This window comes from Streptomyces armeniacus, assembly GCF_003355155.1.
GTDB classification, from domain to species: Bacteria; Actinomycetota; Actinomycetes; order Streptomycetales; family Streptomycetaceae; genus Streptomyces; species Streptomyces armeniacus.
This window is the reverse complement of sequence record NZ_CP031320.1, coordinates 1664244-1691121: the sequence shown is the minus strand read 5'-3', so window position 1 is coordinate 1691121 and position 26878 is coordinate 1664244. Positions and strand designations below refer to the sequence as shown.

25 protein-coding genes and 4 pseudogenes are annotated in these 26878 nt (G+C 70.0%); 14 read left to right on the top strand and 15 right to left on the bottom strand.

Annotated features, from left to right (window positions below; all coding sequences use genetic code 11):
- Positions 1-366: 366 nt before the first annotated feature.
- The 6 genes and pseudogenes from DVA86_RS07450 to DVA86_RS35205 all read left to right on the top strand — a co-directional run bounded on the left by DVA86_RS07450 (position 367) and on the right by DVA86_RS35205 (position 5546).
- Positions 367-1395, top strand: a complete 1029-nt coding sequence (locus tag DVA86_RS07450; protein WP_208876771.1) for a LacI family DNA-binding transcriptional regulator — start codon at positions 367-369, stop codon at positions 1393-1395.
- Positions 1396-1631: 236 nt separating this feature from the next.
- A complete protein-coding gene (locus DVA86_RS07445) occupies positions 1632-3305 on the top strand; it encodes a tetratricopeptide repeat protein (RefSeq protein WP_208876770.1) in 1674 nt (557 codons plus the stop codon).
- Positions 3306-3414: 109 nt separating this feature from the next.
- Positions 3415-4047: a class I SAM-dependent methyltransferase gene (locus DVA86_RS07440; RefSeq protein WP_208876768.1), complete on the top strand. Its 633-nt coding sequence runs from the start codon at positions 3415-3417 to the stop codon at positions 4045-4047.
- 147 nt (positions 4048-4194) lie between these two features.
- Positions 4195-4617 (top strand): glycoside hydrolase family protein, encoded by a 423-nt coding sequence (locus tag DVA86_RS35215; RefSeq protein ID WP_245996384.1) that lies wholly within the window; start codon positions 4195-4197, stop codon positions 4615-4617.
- Positions 4601-5041: pseudogene (locus tag DVA86_RS35210) on the top strand (glycoside hydrolase family protein); the annotation flags it as partial. The gene DVA86_RS35215 and the pseudogene DVA86_RS35210, both read left to right, overlap by 17 nt.
- A gap of 13 nt (positions 5042-5054) precedes the next feature.
- Positions 5055-5546 (top strand): hypothetical protein, encoded by a 492-nt coding sequence (locus DVA86_RS35205; RefSeq protein WP_245996383.1) that lies wholly within the window; start codon positions 5055-5057, stop codon positions 5544-5546.
- Positions 5547-6164: 618 nt separating this feature from the next.
- Here the strand turns inward: DVA86_RS35205 and DVA86_RS07430 are convergent.
- The 8 genes and pseudogenes from DVA86_RS07430 to DVA86_RS07395 form a co-directional block, all read right to left on the bottom strand.
- On the bottom strand, positions 6165-7892 hold the full coding sequence (locus DVA86_RS07430) for a PQQ-binding-like beta-propeller repeat protein (RefSeq protein WP_208876767.1): 1728 nt from the start codon (positions 7890-7892) through the stop codon (positions 6165-6167).
- Positions 7889-8647, bottom strand: a complete 759-nt coding sequence (locus DVA86_RS07425; RefSeq protein WP_208876766.1) for a hypothetical protein — start codon at positions 8645-8647, stop codon at positions 7889-7891. The genes DVA86_RS07430 and DVA86_RS07425 overlap by 4 nt, the downstream gene beginning before the upstream one ends.
- Before the next feature lie 474 nt (positions 8648-9121).
- Positions 9122-9272 (bottom strand): annotated as a pseudogene (locus DVA86_RS36260) (MFS transporter); the annotation flags it as partial.
- A gap of 124 nt (positions 9273-9396) precedes the next feature.
- Positions 9397-10581 carry a hypothetical protein gene (locus tag DVA86_RS07415; RefSeq protein ID WP_208876765.1) on the bottom strand — a complete coding sequence of 395 codons (1185 nt, stop codon included), beginning with the start codon at positions 10579-10581 and terminating at the stop codon, positions 9397-9399.
- Between the two features lie 136 nt (positions 10582-10717).
- The gene (locus DVA86_RS07410; RefSeq protein ID WP_425470775.1) at positions 10718-11428 is read right to left on the bottom strand and encodes a GntR family transcriptional regulator; all 711 of its coding nucleotides are present in this window, start codon (positions 11426-11428) and stop codon (positions 10718-10720) included.
- Positions 11429-11462: 34 nt separating this feature from the next.
- Positions 11463-11966 carry a flavin reductase family protein gene (locus DVA86_RS07405; RefSeq protein WP_208876764.1) on the bottom strand — a complete coding sequence of 168 codons (504 nt, stop codon included), beginning with the start codon at positions 11964-11966 and terminating at the stop codon, positions 11463-11465.
- Positions 11967-12015: 49 nt separating this feature from the next.
- Positions 12016-12441: an ester cyclase gene (locus tag DVA86_RS07400; RefSeq protein WP_208876763.1), complete on the bottom strand. Its 426-nt coding sequence runs from the start codon at positions 12439-12441 to the stop codon at positions 12016-12018.
- A complete protein-coding gene (locus tag DVA86_RS07395) occupies positions 12374-14029 on the bottom strand; it encodes a BCCT family transporter (RefSeq protein WP_208876762.1) in 1656 nt (551 codons plus the stop codon). The genes DVA86_RS07400 and DVA86_RS07395 overlap by 68 nt, the downstream gene beginning before the upstream one ends.
- 244 nt (positions 14030-14273) lie before the next feature.
- On the opposite strand from DVA86_RS07395, the gene DVA86_RS07390 reads away from it, so the two are divergent.
- The 7 genes from DVA86_RS07390 to DVA86_RS07360 all read left to right on the top strand — a co-directional run bounded on the left by DVA86_RS07390 (position 14274) and on the right by DVA86_RS07360 (position 19581).
- The gene (locus DVA86_RS07390; RefSeq protein WP_208876761.1) at positions 14274-14903 is read left to right on the top strand and encodes an amino acid synthesis family protein; all 630 of its coding nucleotides are present in this window, start codon (positions 14274-14276) and stop codon (positions 14901-14903) included.
- Complete coding sequence (locus DVA86_RS07385) at positions 14900-15451, top strand: amino acid synthesis family protein (RefSeq protein WP_208876760.1); 552 nt, start codon at positions 14900-14902, stop codon at positions 15449-15451. Before DVA86_RS07390 ends, DVA86_RS07385 begins: the two co-directional genes overlap by 4 nt.
- Before the next feature lie 6 nt (positions 15452-15457).
- Complete coding sequence (locus DVA86_RS07380) at positions 15458-16198, top strand: alpha/beta fold hydrolase (RefSeq protein ID WP_245996382.1); 741 nt, start codon at positions 15458-15460, stop codon at positions 16196-16198.
- Positions 16191-17678 carry an aldehyde dehydrogenase gene (locus DVA86_RS07375; protein ID WP_208876759.1) on the top strand — a complete coding sequence of 496 codons (1488 nt, stop codon included), beginning with the start codon at positions 16191-16193 and terminating at the stop codon, positions 17676-17678. The genes DVA86_RS07380 and DVA86_RS07375 overlap by 8 nt, the downstream gene beginning before the upstream one ends.
- A 1-nt stretch (position 17679) precedes the next feature.
- Entirely contained in the window at positions 17680-17955 is a 276-nt protein-coding gene (locus DVA86_RS07370; protein WP_208876757.1) for a tautomerase family protein, read from the top strand.
- On the top strand, positions 17952-19022 hold the full coding sequence (locus DVA86_RS07365; protein WP_208876756.1) for an LLM class flavin-dependent oxidoreductase: 1071 nt from the start codon (positions 17952-17954) through the stop codon (positions 19020-19022). Before DVA86_RS07370 ends, DVA86_RS07365 begins: the two co-directional genes overlap by 4 nt.
- A 145-nt stretch (positions 19023-19167) precedes the next feature.
- Complete coding sequence (locus tag DVA86_RS07360; protein WP_208876754.1) at positions 19168-19581, top strand: phosphatase PAP2 family protein; 414 nt, start codon at positions 19168-19170, stop codon at positions 19579-19581.
- Between the two features lie 7 nt (positions 19582-19588).
- Here the strand turns inward: DVA86_RS07360 and DVA86_RS07355 are convergent.
- From DVA86_RS07355 to DVA86_RS07345, 4 genes and pseudogenes are all read right to left on the bottom strand, one after another.
- A pseudogene (locus DVA86_RS07355) lies at positions 19589-20389 on the bottom strand (aminotransferase class III-fold pyridoxal phosphate-dependent enzyme); the annotation flags it as partial.
- Positions 20384-20782 (bottom strand): annotated as a pseudogene (locus tag DVA86_RS35195) (type 1 glutamine amidotransferase family protein); the annotation flags it as partial. The pseudogenes DVA86_RS35195 and DVA86_RS07355, both read right to left, overlap by 6 nt.
- A gap of 258 nt (positions 20783-21040) precedes the next feature.
- The gene (locus tag DVA86_RS07350; RefSeq protein WP_208876753.1) at positions 21041-21835 is read right to left on the bottom strand and encodes a carbon-nitrogen hydrolase family protein; all 795 of its coding nucleotides are present in this window, start codon (positions 21833-21835) and stop codon (positions 21041-21043) included.
- 64 nt (positions 21836-21899) lie between these two features.
- Positions 21900-22667: an HpcH/HpaI aldolase family protein gene (locus tag DVA86_RS07345; protein WP_208876752.1), complete on the bottom strand. Its 768-nt coding sequence runs from the start codon at positions 22665-22667 to the stop codon at positions 21900-21902.
- A 54-nt stretch (positions 22668-22721) separates the two neighbouring features.
- Between DVA86_RS07345 and DVA86_RS07340 the strand changes: the two genes are divergently transcribed.
- A complete protein-coding gene (locus tag DVA86_RS07340; RefSeq protein ID WP_208876750.1) occupies positions 22722-23399 on the top strand; it encodes a GntR family transcriptional regulator in 678 nt (225 codons plus the stop codon).
- 20 nt (positions 23400-23419) lie between these two features.
- On the opposite strand, the gene DVA86_RS07335 is transcribed toward DVA86_RS07340, so the two are convergent.
- From DVA86_RS07335 to DVA86_RS07325, 3 genes are all read right to left on the bottom strand, one after another.
- Positions 23420-25096 (bottom strand): ABC transporter ATP-binding protein, encoded by a 1677-nt coding sequence (locus DVA86_RS07335; RefSeq protein ID WP_208876749.1) that lies wholly within the window; start codon positions 25094-25096, stop codon positions 23420-23422.
- Complete coding sequence (locus DVA86_RS07330; RefSeq protein ID WP_208876748.1) at positions 25093-25914, bottom strand: creatininase family protein; 822 nt, start codon at positions 25912-25914, stop codon at positions 25093-25095. Before DVA86_RS07330 ends, DVA86_RS07335 begins: the two co-directional genes overlap by 4 nt.
- Positions 25915-25984: 70 nt before the next feature.
- Positions 25985-26878 carry an ABC transporter permease gene (locus DVA86_RS07325; protein WP_208876742.1) on the bottom strand — a complete coding sequence of 298 codons (894 nt, stop codon included), beginning with the start codon at positions 26876-26878 and terminating at the stop codon, positions 25985-25987.

Below are 26878 nucleotides of genomic sequence, written 5' to 3'. Positions count from 1 at the left end.
GCTGCCACCAGCCGCGCAATATCGGGCACAAGCAGCCCTCGAGAAGGCTTGACAAGGACCGAAACTATTTCGAAAGTAATGGCTCGGGACGGAGAGGCGGAGCTATGGCCGCGGCTGATGCACTGTCGGCGCAGGTCATGCACAAGGTCGCGCAGCTCGGCAGCCGCTGCGTCGGCAACTGCCCCGGACCGCGTTCACCGGACGCGATCTCACACAGATCGTCGGACGTGTCGAGTGTGAGGGGCTCGTCGGCACCTCTCCGGACGAGCTCGGGGCCGGGTTGCCGTACGGTTGACCGGTTCCACCCGCACTGCCGGCCCGACCGGCAGCTCACCACACCGGTGGACGTACAGCTGAGAGGAACCGATGCGTCCGAACGCCAGGCGCACCACCTTGGCGGACATCGCCCAAGCGGCGGGAGTCTCCGTCGCGACCGTGTCCAAAGTGGTCAACGGTCGCGGCGACGTGGCGCCGCACACCCGCAGCCGGGTGCAGGAACTGTTGCATCAGCACGACTACCTCGCACCCGTGTTCCGCCACACCGAGGTCGTCGAAAGCCCGACCATCGAGGTGCAGTTCCAGGGCGGCCTCAAGTCGTACGTGGCCGAGACCCTCGAGGGCATCATCGACTCCGCCGCCGAATCCGGGGCCTCGGTGGTGATCAGCAAGGCGTCCCATGCCCCGCACTGGGCCCGGGACCTGGTCTCAGCCGGGCGCCGCGCCGTCATCGCGGTCACCAGCGTGTACACCACAGCGCACCTGAACGAACTGGCCCGGTCCGGGCTGCCGTTGGTCGTGCTGGACCCACTGCACCTGCCGGACAGCCGCGTCCACAGCGTCGGGTCGACCAACTTCGCCGGCGGCCTGGCCGCGACCCGGCACCTGCTCTCCCTGGGTCACCGCCGCGTCGCCTACATCGGCGGACCGGCCATGGCCGTATGCAACCAGGCACGCACGCACGGCTACCGCGCCGCCATGGAGGCGGAAGGAGCGCAGGTACCCGACGCCTACGTCCGGCCCGGAGAATTCACGTACGAGACCGGGTTGCTCGGCGCCACGGCACTACTGGGCCTGCAAGAGCCACCGACGGCGATCTTCGCAGGCAACGACGAGATCGCCCTCGGTGTCATCGAGGCCGCCCGCACCCGAGGCCTGCGCGTCCCCGAAGACCTGAGCGTGGTCGGCTTCGACGACACAAGCCTCGCCCAGATGGCTTCACCGCCACTGACCACTGTGCGCCAGCCCCTGCGGGAGATGGGCGGTGCGGCCATGCGCACCGCCCTCCGACTGGCCACCGGTGAAAAGGTCGAGTCCCATCACATCGAACTCGCCACCGAGCTCGTGGTACGCGCCTCAACGGCGCCGCCCCGCGAAGAGACTTCGGCGCGTAGGTAGTCGCAAGTGAGAGGTCGCACTGATGGCCTGCAGCAGCCCGGTGGTGGGTCGCCCGCAGGAGATCTCCTCCTGCATCGCGTACTGCCCCGACGGGACCGCCCTGGATGACGTGATCCGCATCGCGGGCAGCCTACCCTTGGCCACAAGGTGTCCCCGGAGCCTTCACCACGTTGGGACAGTGCGTGCCGGTCGCGGCGCGTCCCCTGGCCGTCCGGCCGTACCTTCAGGAGAGCCGAATGGACTACTACGACCTGGGCACCCACACCCGCCCCGTGACGACGTCCTCCCCGTCCGCCCAGATGTGGTTCGACCGCGGGCTGCTCTGGTCGTACGGCTTCCACCACGAGGAGGCCGTCTCCTGCTTCGAAGCCGCTGCCGCGGCGGATCCGAACTGCGCAATGGCCTACTGGGGCATCGCCTACGCCCTCGGTCCGAACTACAACAAGCCCTGGGAGTTCTTCGAAGGCGAGGACTTGGCCCGAACCGTCGAACGCACCCACGCGGCCGTCGAACGTGCGCACGAGAAGGCGGCCGGCGCCACTCCCGTCGAGCAGGCATTGATCCAGGCATTGCGGTACCGGTATCCGCAGGCGGAGGCGGCCGAGGACTGCTCGGTCTGGAACGAGCCGTACGCCGACAGCATGCGCGCCGTGTACGAACTCGCTCCCCACGACCTCGATGTCGCCACACTCCATGCCGACGCACAGATGAACCTCACGCCCTGGCAGCTGTGGGACCTGCGCACCGGACTGCCGGCGGCAGGCTCCCGCACGCAGGAGGCCAGGGCGGTCCTCGAGCGGGCGATCGGCACCGGGCCCGGGAAGACACACCCCGGTCTTCTGCACATGTACATCCACCTCATGGAGATGTCCCCGACCCCCGAGGCAGCCCTGCCCGTCGCGGACCGGCTCCGTGGCCTCGTACCCGACGCCGGGCACCTCCAGCACATGCCCACACACCTGGATGTGCTCTGCGGGGACTACCGGCGAGTCGTGTCGGACAACACCGCCGCGATCAGCGCCGACGAGAAATACCACGCGCGGGCCGGCGCGATGAACTTCTACACCCTCTACCGCTCGCACAACTACCACTTCAAGATCTACGGTGCGATGTTCCTCGGCCAGTCGGCGACCGCCCTGGAGGCCGCCGCGCAGCTCGAAGCCTCCATCCCCGAGGAACTGCTGAGGGTACAGAGTCCGCCCATGGCCGACTGGCTGGAGGGCTTCCTCGCCATGCGGGTGCACGTGCTCATCCGCTTCGGCCGCTGGCCGGACATCCTGGGCCTGCCGCTGCCTGCCGACCCGGGGCTGTACTGCACGACGACGGCGATGCTCCACTACGCCCGCGGTGTCGCCTTCTCGGCGACCGGCCGGATTCCCGAGGCGGACACCGAACGCGAACGCTTCAGTCAGGCCGTCTCCCGCGTGCCCGAGTCACGCATGCTGTTCAACAACACCTGCGTCGACATCCTCGCGATCGCGTCGGAGATGCTCGACGGCGAACTGGAGTACCGCAACGGGAACTACGACGCCGCTTTCGCCGCGCTGGAGCGGTCGATCGCACTCGACGACAGCCTTCCCTACGACGAGCCCTGGGGATGGATGCAGCCCACCCGGCACGCGTACGGCGCCCTGCTTCTCGAACAGGGACGCGTGGCAGAGGCGGAGGCCGTCTACCGGGCCGACCTGGGCCTCGACGACACACTGCCGCGTCCTTCACAACACCCCGGCAACGTATGGGCGCTGCACGGATTCCACGAATGCCTCCTGCGCCTGGGCAAGACAGCGGAAGCGCAGATCGTGGCCCAGCAACTGAAGCTGGCGTCCGCCATGGCGGACGTGCCGATCAACGCGTCCTGCTTCTGCCGTCTCGAAGCGGTCGCGGGCGCGGCGGAAGGCGGCTGCTGCTGACTGCCGGTGTGAGATCTCGGCGGTTCCGGACCACGGACTCCTCGCACGAGGTTCCTGCTCGGAGCCGTCACGGAGCGAGCACTCGTGCTCCTCGCCTACCCTGGCCGTCATGAGCCGTTGGGAAGAGCTGACCGGTGGGACGTCGGGAGAGGACTACGCAGCCCGGTTCGCGGCCCTGGCCGGCAGCGGCAAGGACATGCACGGCGAGGCACGGTTGTGCGCCGCGCTGGTGCCCGCCCCCGCACGGGTACTGGACGCCGGGTGCGGCACCGGCCGCGTCATGATCCGGTTGGCGGAGCTCGGGTACGACTGTGTCGGGGTCGACCTCGACGCTTCCATGCTGGCCGTGGCGCGCAGGCAGGCGCCGGAACTGCCCTGGATCCAAGCCGACCTGGCCACGTTCGACCCGGCTGAGCTCCATGTTGCCGCGGACTTCGACCTCGTGATCACCGCCGGCAACATCTTCCCGCTCCTCGCTGCGGGTACCGAGGCGGCGGTGATCAACCGCTTGGCCGCGCCCCTGCGCCCCGGCGGCCTCATGGTCGCCGGATTCGGCCTGGACGAGGCCCACCTGCCCGTACCACCCTCCATCACCCTGTCCGAGTACGACGCCTACTGCGCCGCGGCCGGCCTCACCTTCGTCGACCGCTTCGCCACGTGGGACGCCCACCCCTACGAGGGCGGCGGCTATGCCGTCAGTGTCCACCGGAGCCTCTCCATCAGCTCCGGAGCGGATCAGTAGGAGGTCAGCCTTTCAGCGCAGTACGAGTCGTCGCCGATGTCTCGCGGCACCATGAGTAAGTCCTGGGCCACTTCAAGACATGGTGAGGTCACCCAAAGCCCAGTGAACGACCGGCTGCTCATCGCTGTGGAGCGACAGGAACTGTGCATGCGATACGCCCCGCCCGGCCTCTGCGTGAACGACTTCGCCCTCCTGCGCGACGACGACGGCACATACGCGCTGCTGCACCTGCAGGGCCCCTGGACACCGGAGTTCGACCACCTGCAGATGGAGACCTCCTACGGCCGGGCCACCTCGACCGACCTGGTCGGCTGGCAGCCGCAGGGCACCACCTTCGGCAACGGCCTGCCCGATCGCTTCGACCAGCGGACGGTGTGGACCATGCACCCCTTCCGGCACGGCGGCGGAATGGCGATGTTCTACACGGGGGTGAGCGGGCTGACGCCGGACGGCTGGCCGCTCCAGTCCCCCCGGGCTCGCGTACTCCGACAGCACCGACGGCACCAACTGGCGGCGGCACGCCACCGGGCCGGTCGTCGAGGCGGACCCGCGCTGGTACCGCACCGGTGAACGCATGGGCTGGCGCGACCCGTTCGTCGTACGCGACCACGAGTCGGACGGCTGGGTGATGGTCCTCTGCGCCAGTGACGCCTCCCTCCCCGTGGAGGTCAGCGGCTGCGTCGCCTGGGCCACCTCTGACGACCTGGAGCACTGGACCGTCCACCCACCGCTCATCTCCCCCGGCGACGTCGACGAGCTGGAGTGCCCGGTCCTGGAACGCCTCGACGACGGCAGCTGGCTGCTGCTCGGCTCCATCGGCGCCACCCGCGGCATCGAGGCATGGACCGCCCTCCACCTCAGAGGCCCCCTGGACCCGCCGTGGCCCGGTTGCCCCGACCGGCGCATACGCCCCGCGCGTCATCGCCGCGCCGAACGGCTCCCGCGTCGTCCTGCACACCACACCCCGCCGCGTCGGTCTCACGGACACCGGTGACCGCTGCCGCGGCATGCTCGCCCAGCCGAAGTCGCTTGTGGTGGAGAGCAAGTCGGCTCCCCGCCTGGAATGGTGGTCCGGCCCGAACACCTGGCTCGGCGAGGAGACCCACCGCCCCACCCTGCACGCGGTCGGCGACATCGGCATAACCGGGCCTGTCGAGATCACGCTGCGCACCGACACCCCGGAAAGCGACCGTCTCGCCCTCGCAGTCGGCTGCGACGGCAAGAACACCTGGGCCACCGGCCCCGACGGGGCCCAGCTCGGCGAGACCGTCCTGAGTAAACCCGTCACCACCCTGCGCATCCTCACCATCGGCGAGTACGTCGAGGTCTACGCCGACGGCGTCTTCGCCCTGACCGTCTTGTGCTACTCAGGTCAGCCCACACCGCGGAGGGCCATCAGCGCAGGACATGAACGCACGATTCGCATCCGCCCGATCCGGCTGCCCGACCCCCACCGCGACGACGCCTCGGCCATCTGGCCCGGCCCTCCAACTCCCTGACGGCCGGCAGCCCGCCTCCGCTGGCCGACACCCCGCGCGACCCCGGACAGGTCAAGCCACGAACGTCACCGCCAACGGTCTCCGCTTCCCCGATGACTTCCCGAGCCGGACCAGATGGACGCCGAGGCGCTCAGTGAGGAACGCCTCGAACTGTCGCCCGGCGAAGCCCTTGTCCGCAGGGGTCACCTGATAGGTGTAGGTGTGTTCAGTCGTCGAATTTCCGTCACGAGGCGCGGCGCGTGCCTCTCCCGTCTGCTGGCGCTCCATCAGCTCGACGCGTGGGGCCTCCCGTACGGCAGCAGACTGTCTGAGCACGTGGCCGCCGTCGTGGCGGAGCTGGCATCGAACGCCGTGCTGCACGGGCGGGAGCCGGGGCGGGACTTCGAGCTGCGGCTCGTTCTCGACGGCGAGGACGAAGGCGACGGCAGTCCGCTCCAGGGCGAGGTCAACGATACGCGGTGCGTGGCGCAGCCGCCCGAGAAGCCGACCCGGCCGGAGGCCGACGGCGAGGGCGGGCGGGGCCTGCTGAGCGTGGAGGCTCAGCTCGCGGTGGGGCGTGACGGAGGGGCCCGAGCCGCTGACGACGGTGTGGGCGGAGCTGGATTGCTGAGCGTCCGTTCAGCTTCGGGCATGGCCGCGCAGGACGCGGGCGACGCGGGTGAGCAGGTCCACGTCGCGGCCGGAGACCATGAGGACGTGTTTGCCGGTGGCCTTGAGTATCAGGGAGTCGGCCTTCTCCCCTTCGGAGCCCAGTCGGTACAGATATGTGCCGGGCCCGAGGCGGCGGATCCTGTCGCTTGAGGTTTGCCACGGCAGGTCGGCTTCGACGAGTTGTCGAGCTGTGTCTTCGTCAGGGGCCACCCATTGCACGCTGATCTGGAAGATGTCCTTCTCGTGCGCCGATGGCGGGGAGAACCGGCAGGCGGACGGATGGGGGAGGCCGACTCCGAAGACCTTACGGCTCTCCTCCACTGGGACTCGTGCGTAATTCCTTCCGATCTCGGCGAGTTGGCGGTCGGACAACAGCTTGCATGCGGCGGGCCAGTCGGTGGGGGATACGCCTCCCAGAGCCGGATTTGCCGTTTCTTGCCGCTTCAGGCGCAGCGCACTGAAACGCCTTCCGTGCCCTACTTCTCTCTCAGTGATCACAGAATCACCGACGACCTTGAGCCCTGTTCCTCCGCCCGGGACCGGCAAGGTGTGTTGCCGACCCGTGCGATCGATGATGAGGCTCTGGCTAGGTCGGCCGTATTGGACGAGATCAAATTCGCTCTCCCTCCCGAGCAGGCCTGAGATAAGCGTTCCGTTTGCCAGCATGGCCGGCAAACGGTGGTCGATCCGGCTCCGCCGCCATGGTGCGTCGGTGCCGATACCAAGCTCGTAGAAGTTCGGCTGGCTTTCGAAGTACAGAGTCTTTCCGGAGCGCCCGGTGAGAGTCATGAGGCTCATTTGCTGCTGATTGAACGAGGGGTCGCTGACTGCTGCCTCGGCCAACCGCTTACCCGAGTCATCGAAGACGCTCACTATCGATCGGCCACGGTCTTCACGGCCGACACTGATGAGATCCGGGGTGGCTGAGAAATGCTTGCCTTCCAGGCGCCCCAGGTTTCTCCGCCAGACAATTTGGCCGCTGCCCGGGTCGATGGCTTCGAGAACGTATTCTTCGCCCTGACACCGCTTCAGCGTGATCGAGTGCTTCCGCGTCGCCGCGAATTGCCGATCCGCGCGACAGCCCGGATCCTTGTCCTCCCGCTCCCACGTGGGTTTCCCGGTTCGCGGATCCAGGCCGACCGAGCGCTTTCCCCCGTTCCACACGAGACCCTGCTCGGTGAACGCGACGACCGCTTCGGAAGGCCCGCCCCCACCCTCTTCCCCAGGGTGAAGAATGGATTCCACCGTGCCTCGCCGCGCCCATAGATGGCCACCAGAGTTCACGTCATATGCTCTCATGGCTCCGTTGCGCCCGATCCCCTGGTTCTCCACGATCTCAGCATCATTCTCCCGGTAGTCCAGGAGAACGTCTCCTACCTGATACGTGCGGGAAGGCTGTCCATGGGTCTTCTCCAGCGTCCGGACCACACGTCCTGTGGCGACGTCCAGCACCTCCGCGGTGCCTGAATGCCGCACTGTCAGTGTCCGGTCGAAGCCGAAATCCACGGGCTCGAATCCGATAGGCGTGATATCCAAAGGGCCAGTCTTCGCGGTCCACTGGCGCTCCCAGACGAGCGTGCGAGGCGTGGAGTCCGGAGGGGAGCTGCGGTCCTTCCCGTCGTCCGGGCTGCCTGATGTGCAGGCGCCCGTGAGAGCGGCGAGTGTCAGCAGGCAGAGACCGACGCGGTATCTCATCGGCACTTCTTCGCGGCGGAGAACTCGCACATCTCTGGGGCGGTCATCCTGTGCGGGCCCGTCGGAGCGTAGAGGTAGCCGATATCGTAGGTGTCGTTCAACGCCGTCACTGCGTATGCCTTCCCGCGTGGGGGTGGGATCTTCTGCGAATGGCGCTTGCCGTTCAACGTGTAGCGCATGACGAGCTCGAACTCTCGGTGCCCTTGTTTTGACTGAAAGAACGCCCTGATGCTGACCTGTTCCTGGGGCGCCAGCGTGATCACGTTGTCATGGAAGTGCGAACGGTGCGGCGAGTCTTCGTCGTAAAGATAGGGATCAGGATCGTCCATATCCGCCGCCAGCTTGACCTTGGGGGAGTCTCCCTGCCCCTCCGAGCACAGCAGTGCGCCGTCGAACGGGCGCGTCGCTTGCGGTGCCTTGGGCACAATGTCGATCGACTCGACTGTCAAGGCCCGTTGGTGGCCCTGGAGCGTGATGCTGATGCCCAACTGCCCCACCGCTGCGCCGCCCTGGCGCTCTGCCACGTGTGAGGGGCCACTTCCGGTGGCCATTTCTGTACGCTCGGCCAGCGTGGTCGGGGCGTCTGGAAGCGCCATGCAACCTTGGTCGTCCGGAATGAGCCGCGCCGTCCCATAGAGATGCGGTCCACTCGGCGATGCTGCGGCAGAACGCTTTGCGGGCGCCTCTTGCGCGGCCTCCTCACCACCGCCGGGAAGGTACTCGCCCAATGCGGCCACCAGCAGCGGTGCACCCACGAGGACCAGAACACTCGCCCCTACGCGTTTGAGGCGGCGCACGCGTGCCTTGCGTGGATCGACCGGTGGATGCATGCGGTTGTTTACCCGTCGCCCGGATAGGTCCATCGATCACCCCGGAAAGCGTTGAGGAAGCAGTATGGCCACTCGGGGTGCATGCGCGCGACGGTCAATTCGGCCGTATACGGGCCGGTGCCGCTGAGCGCGAGCGCGTACGCGCGAGCGGTTACGCGCGCTGCTCCTTCAGGTAGTCGACGAAGGTGCGTGCGCCCCGTGGCGTATTCCGGGCTCAGGTGGCCGCCCGCGTCGCTGTCTGCGGCAACCGTCGCCTGCCCCGAGATGACCAACTGGCTGCCGCTGTCGCAGGCTTCGCCGAACCGAGTGCCGGCTTGAGGGCCCCGTACGGGAAGTGCGCACGCCCGGTCTTCTTCCTGTCACGGGACAGCGGGAACCAGTTCCGTCGTAAGTGGCGTCCGCCCCGCCCGCCAGGCTAGCCGCCGTCCACACCACGAGGGCCCGGGTACGGGCGGGCCCTCTCCGGGAAAGCGGCCGTCAGGATCGTCAGGGTGGCCAAGGCCAGTACGGGGGCACCCAGCCCCTGGAAGGCGCGTGCGGCGATCATCTGATCCCGGCCCCGACGGCTGGGGCACGATCGCGGACCGGCTCACGCGGTTCGTGGAGAGTGCGCCGTGAACATCACGAGTGCGCCGTGAAGACCACGGCACTGACGACCCGGCCCCCGTCCGCCGTCAGACCAGCAGCCCTCCGCCTCCCGGGCGGAAGACGACGCGTGCCGTACGCGGCCCGAGCACGGGGTCCGCGCGCAGGTGCGCGTAGTCGTCCTTGCGGCGCGGCGGCAGGTCCAGGAGGGTGCCCGGGCCGGGGTCCTGCACGCTGATGCCGAGTTGCAGGCAGGTGTCGGCCAGCCGCCCGTCCAGGCGTCCGCGCCGTCCCCTCTCGTGGTGTATGCGTACGGGCTTCCCCTCGGCCTTCAGCGGCCCGGCCAGCTCCGGCAGCAGCGCGTACAGCTCGGCGGGCAGCGGCTGCGACTTGAGGCTGACGTTGGGCGTCCAGTAGTACGAGTAGTGGTCGACGAAGCCGGTGAGCCAGCCGCCGCAGCCGCCCTCGGGGACCAGCCGGCCGCTGACCATGGCCTCGAAGGCGCCGCTTTTCCGCAGGACTTGGAGCAGGCCTTTCCCGTTGGTCTTCGTCTGGGTGCGGGTGAACAGGGAGAGCAGCCGCAGCCGTACCTCATCGTCGGGCCGGGCCGCCGCGAACACCTCGGCGATGTCCTGCAGCAGGGTCTCGTGTGCCCGCCAGGCGCATTCGCCCCGCACCATGACGCCGAGCAGCCTGGTGTTCTCCTCGGCGCCTAGCCCGGCGGCCGCGGTGGCGGTACGGACCAGGCCGACGAGGTCCGCGGGCGGCTCGAGGGAGTTCCTGGCGGCGGTGGCCTCGATGAACCGGGCCGTTTCGCGGTGGGCCCGCTCCGGCGGCAGCGCCTCCTGCAGCCAGCGCAGATGCCGCCCCTGCTCGGGCCCGCGCAGGCCGAAGTCACCGGTCAGCAGCAGGGCGTTGGCGATCAGGTGGTCGGCGTCCACGGGGAGCGCGTGCTTCTCCTCGGCCTGGCGTGCTCTGCGCCAGGCGCCGGTGGCGAACCACCCGTGGAGCAGGTAGCTCACGTTGTCCCAGAAGAACGGCAGGTGGGGCGGCGGGAGTTGGTCCGCGCGCGCGTCCAGTTCCCGGAAGTACCGGGTCTGGGGGCCGTCCTGCATCTTCGGTTCCGGCAGCCAGGTCTCGCGGACGTAGGCCATCAGCTCCTCGGCACGGCGTACCGCTTCCGCCTGTTCCTCCGGGGGGTGCGGCTGTGCCGTACGGAGCCAGTTCAGGTAGTGGTCGTCGTGCCCCGGGGCGGGGCGGGTTGATCCGCGCATGGCAGGCATTGTGGCCGATGCCCGCGTACGGAGCCGCCCCTGGGGGCCGCCCCGCCCGCCTGGCACCGGATGCGAGTCCGTGACCAGCCGGTCGGCCGGACCTCGGACCCGTCGGCGTACGGGTGCTGAGGGGCGGTCAGGCTCCTTCCGTACCGGTGGCCGGGGGCGAGGCCGGGGTGCCGATGGGCAGGCCCGCCAGCAGCGCGCGCCGGCTGGCGCGGACGTGTTCGCGCATGACCTGCTCGGCGCTGTAACCGTCCTTCTCCAGGATCAGCTCCAGGACGAGGTGGTGCTCACGGTCCGACTGAAGAGGGCGTCCCGGCTGGCTCAGTGAGGTGTTGACCAGCCGGGAGTAGGCGAGCTGGTTCATCAGCATGCGGTAGTGGGCTTCCAGCTTGCTGTTGTCGGCGCCCGCGATGAGCAGGTCGTGGAACTCCTGGACGAGTTCCGCGTAGCGTCCCTGGTCACCGCGCGCCACTGCGTCGTCGGCCTCGTGCAGATTCCGCTCCAGCCCGTCGATCTCCGGGACGCGGCCGCGCTGGGCGAGAAGGCGGGCGGCCGCTCCCTCCAGCAGTTCCTTCATCTCGAAAAGTTCGGTGATCTCGCGTCGGGACGGAGCGGTGACGAAGGTCCCCACGCGCGGCCGGATCTCGACCAGTCCTTCGGTCTGCAGCTGCTTCAGGGCCTCACGGACCGGCGTGCGGCTGACGCCGAACTCCTCCGCGAGCGCGAGCTCCGAGAGCGGGGCCCCGGGCTTGATGTCCCCCTTGATGATGCGCCGTCTCATCTCGTCGATGACCCTGGACTGCATCGACCCCTTCGCCGACGCGCTTGTGCCGCGATTCACCGAGCCCTCCTCCGTCGTTCGGGCCGCGCACGGGTCACCCCAGGGGGGTGAGCGCGCCGCCGTCGAAGAACTTACCCGCGCCGTAGACCATCGGGACGTTGTCGGTGACCGCGGCATGCACCACGCGGCAGATGAACACCGTGTGGGTGCTGGCCTGGAGCCGCTCGCGGATCTCGGCCTCCATCTGCGCGCTGCTCCGCGCGATCAGCGGGCTCCCGAACGGGCCGCGCTCCCAGTCGAGTTCCCTGAACTTGTCATCGGACTTCCCCGCGAAGGTGCCGACCACGTCGAGCTGCTCCGTGGAGAGGATGTTGATGGCGAGATGATCCTCCCGGAACAGGCAGTCGTGCGTCGATGAGGTGCGCTGGACGCACACCATCACGATGGCCGGGTCGAGCGAGATGCTCGAGAACGCGTTGACAGCCAGCCCTCTGGGGACGTCCCCGTCCATCGCGGTCACGACCGTGACGCCGGTGACGAACCGGCGGTTGACGCTTTTCATCAGGTCGGCGTTGGGCTCCGTGGACAGCGGTGTCATGGAAGTGCTCCTTGGTGATGGTGATCGTCGTGTCTGCCCGGCCAGGCCGTCAGTCCTGTCCGACGCGGATGATGCCGAGCGCCGAGAGCAGGGCCCGGGGGTCCCAGGTCACGTACTCCTCGACGACGCGTTCCCCCTCGAACCGGGCGAACGTGGCTCCGCTGACGTCGACTTGCCGCCTCGTGGCGGGGACTCCGAGGAAGGAGTGCTCGTGGGTTCCGCTGCTGTGCCAGCGGATCGCGGCCCTGTCGCCGTCGACCACGATGTCGTCGATCGTCGTGACCAGATCGGGGAACGCCTCCCGGATGGAGACGATCGCGGCCTTCAGCGCATCGGGGCCCTGGGGCCGCCCGTCACCGCCGTGGCGCAGGTAGGATGGGCTCAGCAGTGAGTCGAGGGCATCGACCTCACCCCGGCCCCAGGCCGCCGCCCACACCTTCTCGATCAGGGCGCGGCGGGTTTCCGTGTGCGGCATCAGTCTTCCCCTTTCGGTCTGCGTCGAGCTCCTTCCAGAAGGACACCGCCAGCCCGGCGATGATCACGAGGAAGGGCAAGGACGCGACGATTACGGTGTTCTGAAGGGCTGTCAGTCCCCCGGCGAGCAACAGCACGACGGCGGTGACTCCGGTGAGGACTCCCCAGAGGACGAGCACCGGACGGCGCGGGGTGAGCAGTCCGTCCGAGGTCATCATGGACAGCACGTAGGTGTTGGCGTCCGCGCCGGAGACGAAGAACATCACGACCAGGACGATCGCGATCGCGGACGTGACGCCGGCGAGCGGGAAGTGGTCGAGGGTCGCGAAGAACGCGCTGTTCATGTCCGCCCCGGCCTGCCGGGCGATGTCTCCGTCCTGGAACAGGTCGAGGTGGATCGCCGTACCGCCGAAGACCGAGAACCAGGTGAAGAACACCACGCTGGGCACCACCAGGACACCGGCGATGAAGCCGCGGATGGTGCGTCCGCGGGAGATACGGGCGAGGAAGACGCCGACGAAGGCGCCCCAGGAGACCCACCAGGCCATCATGAAGTACGTCCAGAGCTGCATCCATTCGAGACCGCCGAACGCGGTGCCCTGCAGGCTCATCCGGAAGAAGTCGGTCGCCCAGCGGCCCACGGACTCGATGTACAGGTTCGCGATGAAGACGGCGGGACCCACGACCAGCATGAAGACGAACAGTGCGACCGCGAGTAGTGAGCTTCCCTGGCTCAGGAACTTGATGCCCCTGCTGACGCCGGTCACGGCGGAGACGGTGAAGACGGCCGTGACGGCGGCGATGATCACCACCTGCGTCACGGAGTTGACCGGGATCCCGAACAAGGTGCCGAGCCCGTTGTTGATTTGGAGCGCTCCGAGTCCGAGGGACGTCGTGGTGCCGAACAGCGTCGCGAACACGGCGAGCACGTCGATCGTCTTGCCGACGGGCCCGTTCACACGCTCGCCGAGCAGCGGCACGAACAGCTGGCTCACGAGGGTCCGGCGGCCCTTGCGGTACGTCGAGTAGGCGATCGCGAGTCCGAAGACCGCGAAGATGGCCCAGGCGTGCAGGCCCCAGTCGAAGTACGAGTACTGGAGGGCACGCACCGCCGCCTCCGGCGTGTTCGGCTCCGCGAGGCCGTGCGGCGGCGCCGCGAGGTGCGAGATCGGCTCGGCGACACCGTACGAGACCAGGCCGATGCCCATGACCGCGCTGAGGATCATGGCGAACCAGGTCGGTGTCGAGAACTCGGGACGGTCCGTGTCCTTGCCGAGCCGGATCTCGCCGGCGGGGCTGAAGGCCAGGAACACCAGGAAGACCAGGATGGCCAGCGTGACCACGAGGTAGGTCCAGCCGAACGTGCCCGTCACCCAATCCAGGGAGGCGGTCGTGACGCGGTTCAGGTTGTCCTTGAAGAGCACCGCCCAGGCGACGAAGAGGGCGGAGATGCCGAGCGAGGCCCAGAAGACGGAGCCGAGCCTGCCGACACGGTGGTGGTCGCCGCTGTCCTGAACGGCGCTCTCGTCAACGCTCCCGGACGGCGCCTCGGGCGTCATCTCCGCACCCGATCGAAGGTGGCTGAACATGAAACTCCTAGCGTCCGGAGGTCCGCCAACCGGTGGCGTTGGCATACAAGGAGCAGTAAGGCAGGTCACGTTTGAGGCGTCAAGGGTTCGTCACCACCGGATCGAGACCCGCCTTCCGGCACCGACTGTTTACACAGGTCATGGCCGTGAATAACAGAAAGGCCGAGGTCACTGCAGTCCACTGGCGGGCTCGTTCGATCCATGCCCTTGCCATGCGGAAGACACATGCCTATCGTTCCGTGGCATGCAAGAGCGCACCGTGGATCATCCTGACGAACGCATCGGCCTCCGCAAGCTCGTGCTCTACCGCGACGTCGTCCTCACCGAGGCGGGCACGGCCCCCGTACGGCCCGCGCGGCGTGCCAGCGTCGCCGCCGTCATCCGGAACCCCTGGGTGAACGCCGGCCTGTCAGCTGATCTTCACGCGGAGCAGAGCCGGATCGCCCCGGCACTCGCGCGGCTGCTCACGGACCGGCTCATCGGCGCCCTGGGCGGAGTCGGGGAGATCGAGGCCTTCGGCAAGGCCGCGATCGTCGGCACCGCGGGCGAGATCGAGCACGCAGGAGCCCTCATCCACACGCCGTACTTCGGCAACCTCGTCCGGGAGTTCCTCCAGGGCGAATCCATCATCTGTTTCGCCGACACGCGTGCCGAAGCCGGCGAGACCGTCATCGTCCCGCTCTGGCACAAGACGCACGCCGCGACGCGGAGCCACTACCAGACCGTCAGCGCGCGTGTTCCCGACGCCCCGTGCGCGGACGAGATCGTCGTCATCGCCGCCGCTTCCACGGGGCCGCGCCCGCACCCCCGTATCGGGGACCGCGAGACCGATCCCGCCGTCACCGCAGAAACCCTGGAGGAAGTCCCGTCATGAACATCCGTAAGATCGTGACCACCGTCGAGGAGATCCGTACGGAAGGCGGCCGCCAGGTCACCCCCGCGGCCCGGATCGCCGTCGTCGCGGCAGTGATCGAGAACCCGTGGGCGGGCCAGGGCTTCGTCGACGATCTCGCCCCCGGAATCGCCGCCAACGCCTCCGACATCGGCGCGGTGCTGGCCCCGGCGGTGCTCGACGCCCTCGATGCTCCCGCCGAGGCCTACGGCAAGGCGGCCGTCGTCGGCCTCGACGGCGAGATCGAGCACGGCTCGGCGCTCATTCACACGCTCCAGTTCGGCGACCACTTCCGCAAGGCGGCCAACGCCACCACCCTGCTGCCGGCCGTCGAGAAGCGCGGAGCCGCCGGCACGGTGTTCGACATCCCCCTCAAGCACATCACCGACGCCACGGTCCGCTCGCACCACCAGACGACCGAGGTCCGGATCTCCGACGCCCCCCACCCCGGCGAGATCGTCATCGCGCTCGCCGCCGCCGCCCAGGGACGCCCTCAGCAGCGTCTCGCGCCGCTCTCGACCGAGCGGTAGGCGCTCATGGCGCTCCTGGGCAAGCCGACGATCGTGCTGCTGCACGGCGTGGGGCTCGACCACACCATGTGGGAGCCCGCGGCCGCGCTGCTGGCCGACCGGTTCACCGTGATCACCCCCGACCTGCCCGGCCACGGCGCCCGGCCCCCGGCAGGCGACGGGGTGACACTCGCCGACCTGGCCGACGGGGTCGCCGGCGGGATTCCGGCGGGCTCGCACCTCGTCGGCTTCTCGCTCGGCGCGCTCGTCGCCCAGCATCTCGCGCTGTACCGGCCCGGCCTGGTGGCCACGCTGACCTCGGTCAGCTCCGTATGCGAGCGGACGGCCGAGGAGCGGGCGTCCGTCCTCGCCCGGCTGCGCTCCGCCGAGGCCGACTTCCCGGCGAGCGCCGCCGCGTCCCTCGACCGCTGGTACGCCGGAACGGACGTCGACCCCCGCTGGGTCAGCCGCACCGAGGCCACACTGCGGGCCAACGACGTCGGGTCCTTCCTCCGCTGCTACCGCGTGTTCGCCACGGCGGATGCCGAACTCGGGCCGGCGCTGGGCACGATCGCCGTACGCGCGCTGGCGGTCACGGGTGAGAACGACACGGGTTCCACGCCCGAGATGACCCGCCGGCTGGCAGCGGCTCTGCCGGACTGCCGCGCGGTGATCGTCCCCACCGCACGTCACATGCTGCCCGTCGAGCGTCCCGAGGCGCTCGCCGACTCCCTCACGACCTTCATCGGAGAGTCCGCACATGTCTGAACTCACCACGTCGCAGCACTTCATCGGCGGGGCCCGGGTGGAGCCCGCCTCGGGCGAGTACTTCGAGAGCACCAACCCGGCCACCCGCCGCGTGCTCTACCGGGCGGCACGCGGAGGCGCCGCCGACATCGACCGGGCCGTGACCGCCGCGCGGGGAGCGTACGAGGATGCGCGCTGGCGCGACCTCAGCCAGACACGGCGCGGGCGTCTGCTGCGGCGCCTCGGTGACCTGATCGCCGAGAACGCCGAAGAGCTCGCCCGGATGGAAACGGAGGACAACGGCAAGCTGCTGCGCGAGATGCGCGGGCAGCTGGCCACGCTGCCGGAGTACTACCACTACTACGCCGGGCTCGCGGACAAGATCCACGGAGATGTCGTCCCCACCTCCGACCGCCGGGTGCTCAACTACACGGCCCGCGAACCGCTCGGCGTCGTCGGCGCGATCACTCCCTGGAACTCTCCGCTGACGCTCACCAGCAGCAAGCTCGCCCCCGCGCTGTGCGCCGGCAACACCGTCGTGATCAAGCCCTCGGAGCACACCTCGGCCTCGGTCCTCAGGCTCGCCGAGCTGGCGCTCGAGGCAGGGTTCCCGCCGGGTGCGGTGAACGTCGTCACCGGGTTCGGCGGCGAGGCCGGGCAGGCGCTGGTCGACCACCGGGCGCTGGCGAAGATCTCGTTCACCGGGAGCACCGCCACCGGGTCGCGCATCGCCGCGGCGACGGCGGGCCGGTTCGTCGGCTCGACCCTCGAACTCGGCGGCAAGTCGCCCAACATCGTGTTCGAGGACGCCGACATCGCGAACGCCGCGATGGGCGTCGTAGCCGGCATCTTCGCCGCCGCCGGCCAGACCTGCATCGCCGGCAGCCGGGTGTTCGCGCACCGCTCCGTCTACGACGACCTCCTGGAGCGCGTCTCCGACCGCGCCCGGAGCATCCGGATCGGCGACCCCCTCGACGAGAAGACCGAGCTCGGGCCGCTGGCCTTCGAGGGCCAGCGGGACAAGGTCGCCGCGTACGTCGACATCGGCCGCGGCGAAGGCGCGCGGGTGCTCACCGGCGGGCGCTCCACCGACGGCGGTCTCGGCGGCTTCTTCTACGAGCCCACCATCCTCGTGGACGTCGACAACAGCATGCGCGTCGTACGCGAGGAGATCTTCGGCCCCGTACTGGCGGTCATGCCGTTCGACACCGAGGAGGAGGCCGTCCGGCTGGCCAACGACACCGAGTACGGTCTCGCGGCCGGCGTCTGGACGCAGAACCTCGCGCGGGCGCACCGTATGGCGGCGCGGCTGGACGCCGGGACGGTGTGGGTGAACACCTACCGCGCGATGTCTCCGATGTCGCCGCGGCAGGGCTTCAAGTCGAGCGGAGCCGGCGTCGAGCACGGCACCGAGACGATCAAGGAGTACACGCGGCTCAAGAGCGTCTGGATCAACACCGGCGAAGAACCCGTGGCCGACCCGTTCACCATGCGGAGCTGACATGCCACAGGTCTCGATCACGATCGCCGAGGGCCGCACCCCGGCGCAGCTGCGGAACCTGATGCACGAAGTGCACGCCGCGGTCCTGCGCACCACGGACACCCGGCCCGAGTACATCCGTGTCGTCGTCCACGAGGTCCGCCGGGCCCTCTGGGCGACCGGTGACCTCACCGTCACCGAGAGGGACGCGGCCGAGACGGGCCGTACCGGAGAGCACGGCGGTCAGGCCGCCGCGCCACGCCCGGTCACCCCAGCAGCAGACGAGGAGCAGTCATGAGGTTTTCGTTGTTCGTGCACATGGAGCGCTGGGACGAGGAGGTCGGCCACCGGCAGCTGTTCGAGGAGCTCTCCGAACTGGTCCTGACCGCGGAGGCGGGCGGGTTCGGCACCGTGTGGATCGGTGAGCACCACGCGATGGAGTACACCATCTCCCCCAGCCCCATGCCGCTGCTCGCGTACCTGGCCGCGAGGACCTCGACCATCCGCCTGGGCGCCGGAACGATCGTCGCCCCGTTCTGGAACCCGATCCGGGTCGCCGGTGAATGCGCGCTGCTCGACGTCATCAGCAACGGCCGGATGGAGGTCGGACTCGCCCGCGGAGCCCACCAGTTCGAGTTCGACCGCCTGGCGGGCGGGGTCTCCGCCCGCGACGGCGGCAGGCACCTGCGTGAACTCGTGCCCGCCGTCCGGGAGCTCTGGCAGGGCGACTACGCCCACGACGGGGAGATCTGGCAGTTCCCGACGTCGACCAGCGTGCCCAAGCCCGTACAGCGGCCCACGCCGCCCATGTGGATCGCCGCCCGCGACCCCGACTCCCACGACTTCGCCGTGGCCCAGGGATGCAACGTCATGGTCACGCCGCTCATGAAGGGAGACGAGGAAGTCGTCGACCTCAAGCGGAAGTTCGACACCGCGGTGGCGAACCACCCCGAGGTGCGCCGCCCCGAGCTCATGGTGCTGCGGCACACCCACGTGCACTCCCCTGACGAGCCCGAAGGCTGGCGCCCGGCGGCGGAGGCGGTCAACCGCTACTACCGGACGTTCGACGCCTGGTTCGGCAACAAGACCACCCCGGTGAACGGATTCCTCGACCCCAGCCCCGAGTCGAAGTTCGAGGGGCGCCCCGAGTTCGAGCCCGAGTCGCTGCACAGGACCGCGGTGATCGGCACCCCGGCGGAGGTCATCGAGCGGCTGCGCACGTACGAGGAGCTCGGCATCGACGAGTACAGCTTCTGGATCGACACGAGCCTGTCCCACGAGGAGAAGCGCGAGTCCCTGGAACTGTTCGTCAAGGAGGTCATGCCCGCCTTCCAGGACGACGGTGGTGCCGTCTCCGGGCGGTGAGACCCGCCGACGGGACCGTACTGTTGGTGCGGGCGCCAGGAGAGGCTGGTCCCGGTGCGGCGGCCTCTCGGGGCGGGCCGAACACGACGGGGGGGCTCGCGTTGGATCGCCTGGCCGGAGCGGGTCGCCCGGACGCGGCGGGCACGTGACCGGGCGTCCGGCGTCCGCGGTGCTGCCGCAGCCGCTGCGCGCCCGGCTCGGGCCGGTCGCGGTCCTCGCCGCGCTGGTGGTGAGCGTGGTCGGGATCCTGCACGCCGGTCACGGCAGGCCCGGCGTGGTGGACCGGTGGCTACGGCCGGAGACGGGCGAAGTGCGGTCACCGTGGCGGAACGCCGCTCTCGCCACTGACTTCCTGGGGGAGCCCGTGGGTGCGGCGACGCTGCTCGTGCTCGCCGCGGCGTCGGCCGCCGGTGCCGCCATGGGCTGGGCACAGGTCGCCCTGGGCGCGCACTACCCGACCGACGTCCTCGGCGGCTGGTGCACCGCGCTGGCGGTGGTGCCGGCGACCGCGTGGCTGGTTGACCGGACAGCCGACGCCCGTCGGCGGAAACGCCGCTGACGTCCCGTCACGCCAAGCGGCGGAACACGGGCTTCACCGGCCGGCCGCCCAGCCAGGGGCGGGGTCGGCGGCGTCCAGCGCCTTCCGGTACACCGCACACGCCTGGGCCACCACCTCGACGGTGCGGTCGATGTCCGCGTCGTCGAGCGCGCTGCTCACCACGAACGACGGGGCCAGCACACCGCCCGCGAGGAGCCGGCGCAGGAACAGGGTGCGGTACCGCTGCGACGGCTGCCCGTTCTCGTCGAGGGTGGCGTAGACCAGGTTGCTGGCCCGGCCCCGGAGCACGATGTGGTCGCCGACGCCCATGCCGTCCGCGGCTTCGCGCACACCGGCGGCCAACCGCTCGCCGAGGGCGTGCAGTTGCGCGGTGACGCCCTCCTCGACGTACGTGGTGAGCACGGCCATCGCGGCGGCCAGCGAGTGCGTTTCGGCGCCGTGCGTGGTGGACAGCAGGAACACCCGCTCGCCGGGGTGCCGCAGCCCGCCCCGCTCCATCAGCTCGCGGCGCCCGGCCAGCGCGGAGACGGCGAACCCGTTGCCCAGCGCCTTGCCGAACGTGGAGAGGTCGGGGACGACGCCGTACAGGCCCTGGGCGCCCGCCTCGGACCAGCGGAGGCCGGTGATCATCTCGTCGAAGACCAGTACGCAGCCATGCCGGTCGGCCAGTTCGCGCAGCCCGGCGAGGTAGCCCGGGGTGGGGGTCTCCCCCGCTCGAACGGAGTGATGAGCCAGGGGAAGGCTCGGTGTGTTCGGCGGGTTCGAGGATCAGGCAGGCGACCTCGTCGCGGTACCGGGTGAGCAGGTCCGGGTCGTCCATCGCCCGCTTGAGGAACGCGGGCAGCTCGGTGGTCAGCGTGCGGCCCAGCAGCACCGGGATGAACTCGTCCTGCTTCCACTCGCCGGCACCCACCCCGTCTCCCGGGGCCTCACCGGAGTCTCCCGGTACCTCGCCGGGTTCGCCCGTGCGGCCGGAGGCGCCGGGGATCAGAAGCAGGTCGGCGCGCTCCGGATCGAGGGTGCCGGCGGCGCGCAGCGGCAGTCCTCCGGTGCCGCTGATCACCTCACGGGGGCCTTCCGCGGTCACCAACTCGACGGTCACCGCGCCGTCCGACGCCGAGCCGCCGGCGTACAGCACCTCGTAGGGAGCGATGACATCGAGCGGGTCGAAGCCGTCGAACAGGACGATCTGGATGTGCATGGGGCTGCCTCCGGTCGATCTTCATCGGACGCTCCGAAGTCAACCGGCCGCGGACGCGCTCACCCAGTGGCGCTGGTGGCAGGTTTCAACGGAAAAGTGCCAATAGCTTCCGGGAGACGGAGAGTCGCGACGGTGGAGGGCGCCTGCCTGTCGACCTGCGGTGCCGGTGCGACGCGGACGGCCCCGCGCAGGTCGTACGCGCGGCAGTGGCGCGTACGGCGTGCACGGGGCCGGAAGTGCGCTCCGCAGTGCGCGGGTTCAGCCGAAGGACACCGTGAAACGGCGGTTCGCCAGGCTCGGGTTCTTCGCCCGGACCTCCGCCACCCGCGAGGCGTCGAGGACCGCCGACGCGACGCCCGGGTTCTCGCCGGCCGACGCCGTGATGTGACCCATGGGGTCGACGATGCTGCTCTGGCCGCTCCACGTGGGGCCGGTCTGGCCGCAGCCGAGGACGTACACGGTGTTCTCGATCGCCCGGGCCCGCAGGAGGGTGGTCCAGTGGTCCTCCTTGGCCGGGCCGACGACCCACGCGGCCGGGACGAGGACGGCCTCGGCGCCGGCGTCGACCAGGAAGCGGGCCATCTCGGGGAAGCGCAGGTCGTAGCAGGTCATGACGCCGAAGGTGAGGCCGTCGAGTACGAAGGTGAGGGCCTTCGCGGGCTGCGGCTCGATACGGTCGGACTCCCGGTAGCCGAAGGCGTCGTAGAGGTGGACCTTGCGGTACACGCCGAGCTGCCCGCCGGTACGGTCCACGGCGAGCACGGTGTTGCTGGGCTTCCCCGAGCCGTCGGCGGGCGTCTCGGTCATCCCGGCGACCACGGCGATGGAGTGCTCCTTCGCGGCCGCGGCGATCGCCGACGCGAACGGCCCGTCGAGCGGCTCGGCCTGGCCGGAGGTCTCGGCCGTGAGGTCGGGGTTGGCGTACATGGCGTTCTCCGGGAGAACGACCAGGTCCGAGCCCTGGGCGGCGGCCGTGGCGATCAGACCGGTGGCCGTCTTCAGGTTGGCGGACTTGTCGGTGGTGGCGGCGAACTGGGCGACCGTTGCGAGCATGGGAGGGAGTGCCTTTCACGTAGTGGATCTGAGCTGGTTCCGCGCGGCGTCCGGGCGTGCGCCCCTACGGCCGCCCCTCGCGGGCGAGTTCTGCGGTCTCGTCCAGTGCCGCGCGGAAGCCGGCGAGGAGGGCGCCGTGCTGCATCGTCAGGACGAGCTGGTCGGCGCCGTGCGCCAGAGCGAACGCCTTCTCCGCGGCGGACCAGGCCGGCAGGACCCAGGGCTTGCCCGCGGAACGGGCCGCGTCCGCGATGACGGTGAGGTCGGCGAAGTCCCCCTCGCCACGGGAGTAGGCGCCCCGCTCCCGGCGCATCGACAGGTCGCTGGGGCCGACGAAGACACCGTCGACGACCGGCAGGGCCAGGATCTCCTTGATGTCGTCGAGGGCCCCGGAGTCCTCGATCATCGGATAGATCCGGGTCTCGCGGTCCTGCCGGGCGATCCAGTCGTCGTCGAAGCCGCCGTAACCGGTGGTCCGGCCTCCGGCGAAGCTGCGGTCACCGAGGGGCGGGAACTTGCCGTACGCGCAGACCGCGGCGGCGTGTTCGGCGTTCTCGACGTGCGGGACGACCACCGCCGTGGCGCCGAAGTCGAGCGCCTGCTGGATCGGGCCGCGCTCCGGCCCGAGGACCTTGGCCAGAACCTCGAGGTCCAGCCGGCGCAGGAACGGGATGAAGCGCTCGAGGTCGGCGAGGTCGAAGGCGCCGTGCTCGATGTCGAGCACCACGGCGCCGTAGCCCGTGGCCGCCACGATCTCCGCCGCCGCGAAACTCGGGTCGGAGAGCCAGGCGGCGTACCTGCGCTGCTGATCGGTTGCGGTCCGCGAGGACATGAGTCTCCTAATCAGGTATACACTGCGTATACAAATCGTCGAGGGAGCAGAAGCGTGTCAGTCGACCAGGGGGGAAGCGCCAACTCGGCGCGTGCACGGGCCTACGAGTGGGTCCGTGAGGCCATCTTGCTGGGGCGCTACCCGGAGGGTGCGTTTCTGGAGGAGAAGATCCTCTCGGAGGAGGCGGGGGTGTCGCGGACGCCGGTGCGCGAGGCCCTGCACCGGCTGGCGGCGGAGGGGTTCATCGACCTGCCCCCTCGGCGCGGCGCCCAGGTCCGCCGCGTCACCGTCGGCGAGATGATCGAGACGTACGAGATGCGGCAGGTGCTGGAGATACACGGCTTCCGGATCCTGTGCGAGAAGCAGATCGAGATTCCGCCGGAGCAGGCCGAGCTGCTGGACCGCATGGGCGACGCGGACCTGCTGGAGCGGTCCCGCAACGGCGACCGCGAGGCGATCGCCGAGCACGCGAAGTTCGACTTCCGCTTCCACTGCGGCTTCGTGGCGGCGACCGGCAACTCCGTGCTCCTCGACCTGTTCCGCAGCCTCCAGCCGCGGCACCAGCGGATCGGCGTGTCCGCGATCACCATCCGGCCCAACCGCCTGCCCGTCATCATGCGGGAGCACCACAGCCTGCTGGCCGCGCTGGTCAAGCACGACTTCGAGCGCGCCGCCGACACCCTGCGCACCCACCTCAACCCCGATGACACGGTGGTCGCGCACCTGAAGTGACGGCCGGGCCGCGCAGGTGTTCACGCCGCCATCTCGCGCCACAGCCGCCGCCGTTCGGCCTGCTGGGCCGGGTCGGGTACGGGTGCGGCGGCCACGAGCCGCCGGGTGTAGTCCGTCTGCGGCCGGGCCAGCACCTCGTGCGTGGGGCCGTGTTCGACCAGGCGGCCGTTCTGGAGCACCGCGACCTCGTGGGCGAGCAGTTCCACGACCCCGAGGTCGTGGCTGATGAACAGGCACGCGAACCCCATCCGGTCCTGCAGCTCCCGGAACAGCCGCAGCACGGTGGCCTGGACGGACACGTCGAGCGCCGACGTCGGCTCGTCGGCGATGAGCAGTTCCGGCTCCAGCGCCAGCGCGCGGGCGATTCCGACGCGTTGGCGCTGGCCGCCGGAGAGCTCGTGCGGGAAGCGTTCGGCCCAGCTCACCGGCAGCTCGACCTGCTCCAGGAGTTCGGCCACCCGCTCGCTCGCGGCGCTGCGGTCCGCTCTGCGGCCCGTCAGCAGGGGCGCGGCGATGGAGTCGCCGATCGACAGCCGGGGGTTGAGCGAGGCGCCGGGGTCCTGGAAGACCATCGAGTAGGTGGGGCGGAAGGCACGCAGCCTGCGGCCGGTGAGGCGGGTGACGTCCGTGCCGCACACCTCGATGGACCCGGCGGTCGCCCGCGCGAGGCTGACGACGGCGCGTCCGATGGTGGACTTGCCGGAGCCGGACTCGCCGACCAGGCCGAGTACCTTCCCCTTGCCGACGGCCAGGCTCACGCCGTGCACGGCCTTGAAGCCCTTGCGGCCCAGCCTGCCCGGGTACTCGACCTCGAGGTCCGTGACCCGGAGGGTCGCGGTCTCGCTCGTCGGCGTCTCCTCGGGCGCGGGTTCCGCCTCGCCGGGGGCCGGGGGCTTCGGGACGGCGGCGAGGAGTCTGCGGGTGTAGTCGTGCCGCGGCGCGGAGAACAGCCGGCCGACGGGGGCCTCCTCGACCACCTCGCCCTGCTTCATCACGACCACGCGGTCGGCCAGGTCGGCGACCACGCCCATGTCGTGGGTGATGATCAGCACCGCGGAGCCGAGGTCCTTCTGGAGGCTGCGCAGCAGATCGAGGATCTCGGCCTGCACCGTCACGTCGAGCGCCGTGGTCGGCTCGTCGGCGATGACGACCTCGGGCGACCCGGAGATCGCCATGGCGATCATCGCCCGCTGCCGCTGGCCGCCGGAGAGCTGGTGCGGATAGCTGTCGACGCGGCGTTCGGGCTCCGGGATGCCGACCTTCGTCAGGAGCTCCACCGCTCGCGTACGGGCCTCGGCGGCGGAGATCCGCTCGTGGCACCGTACGGCCTCGGCGATCTGCCGCCCGATGGTGTAGACGGGATTGAGCGCCGTCATCGGCTCCTGGAAGATCATCGCGATGCGCTTGCCGCGGATGCCGCGCAGCGCCTCGTGATCGAGGCCGAGCAGCTCGGTGTCGTGGAAGCGGATGCTCCCGCGGTGCCGCGCGTTCGCGCCGACCAGGCCCAGGACCGACATCGAGCTGACGGACTTGCCCGAGCCGGACTCGCCGACCAGCGCGACGACCTCTCCCTTGCCGACGGTGAAGCTGATGTCCCGTACGGCCGGGGTCCACTCCCCCGAGATGCGGAAGTCCACCGACAGCCGGTCCACGGTCAGTACGGCGTCGGCCGCCGGTGCCGTGTCCCCGCCCGTCACGGTGTCCCCGCGGCGGTCGCGGTACGGGTGTTGGCGTCGTACTCGCGCAGGTACGCGGCGCAGAAGCCGAGGACCCGCTCGATCCAGACCTCGCCCGTACGGGCGCTGCCCAGGCTCACGTCGCCGGTGCAGCCGGTGGGGCTGACCTCGGAGAAGTCCCAGAAGACCGTGCCGGGCACGTCGTAGCCGGGGATGGCGGCGTCGGTGTAACTGGTGGGAGTCCAGCCCTCCTTGGACTCCAGGCCCCCGGGCCGCGCGAGCTCGCTCTGCACCTGCTCGGGGAACATCGCCAGCATCGCCGAGTGCTCCGGCTCCGCGCCGTGCCCGTACGCCGTGGCGGGGTCCTCGTACACGTCGCGCATGAGGGCGTACCCCAGCTGCCACGGGTAGAGGTGCCCGATGAGCACGCCGAAGTCGCGCCGCGCGTCCAGGCTCGCGCCGGTCACGGGGCCGACGTTGCCGCCGTTGTTGTCGACGATGACGATGCGCCGGAAGCCGGAGGCGACCAGGGCCTGGAGGATCTCGTACGTGACGTTGCGCAGCGTCTCCTGGCTGAGGGAGAGGTTGCCGGCATAGCCGCGGAACGTGCCGGAGTGGCCGTAGTTGAGGGCCGGGGCGACCCAGTGTCCGTGCTCGCGGGCCAGCCGGTCCGCGACCCACTCGGCGACGATGGAGTCCTCGTGCACCGGCAGATGCGGGCCGTGCTGCTCGATGGCGCCGATGGGGAGGAGTACGACCGGGTCCTGCTCTGCCAGGTGCCGGACCTGGGTCCAGGAGAGCTCGCCCAGCCGGTGGGTGTCGGGCAGGGTGGCGGCCATGTGGCGTTCCTTTCGCTTGCGGTGCGGTGCTGCGCGGCCCGCCGTACGCCTGCGGGCCCGGGAAGGGGGTTCAGGAGTCGGTGCCGCGGCGCCGCGGGTCGAGGAGGTCGCGAAGGCCGTCACCGAAGACGTTCAGCGCCAGCACGATGAGGATGATCAGGACCGACGGGTAGATCAGCAGGGCGGGCTGCACCTCGAGGAAGTCGCGGCCGGCGCCGACCATCGTGCCCAGGGACGGCAGCGGGGGCTGCGCGCCGAGGCCGAGGAAGCTCAGGCCGGCCTCCATCTGGATGGCGAAGCTCACGGACAGGCTGAGCTGCACGATCACCGGAGCGGCGACGTTCGGCAGGATGGTGCGCAGCAGGATGCTGGTGCGCCGGGTGCCCATGATCTCGGACGCCTCGACGTACTCCACGTTCCTGATGGCCAGCACCTGGCTGTGCACGATCCTGGTGAACCGCGGGATGTAGAGCACGCCGATGACCATCACGACGTTGATCAGCGCCGGCCCCATCGCGGCGACCACGGCGATGGCCAGCACGATGGGCGGGAAGCTCAGCAGGATGTCGATGCCGCGCATGATGACGGCCGACGCGAGGCGGCCGCCGTAGCCGGCGACCAGGCCGAGCGCCGTTCCGACGACTCCGGCGATGGCGACGGCCGACAGCGCCACCGCCAGCGACGTACGCAGCCCGATCAGCAGCCGGGAGAGCACGTCGCGCCCGAAGTCGTCGACACCCAGCACCCCGTCCCCGGTGAGGGGCTTGCCGACGATGTCGCGGTAGTCGTGCGGCGCGACGAGCGGTGCCAGCAGGGCGGCCAGGCCGACCAGGAGCAGGAATCCGCCGGCGATGGCCGTACGCCGGTTGGCGGCCAGCCGCCGTACGAAGTGCTTGCCGCGGCGCCCGTTGCCGGGGGCGGCCCCGGGCGGGGCGGGGACGGGGGTGAGTTCGGCGGTCGTCAT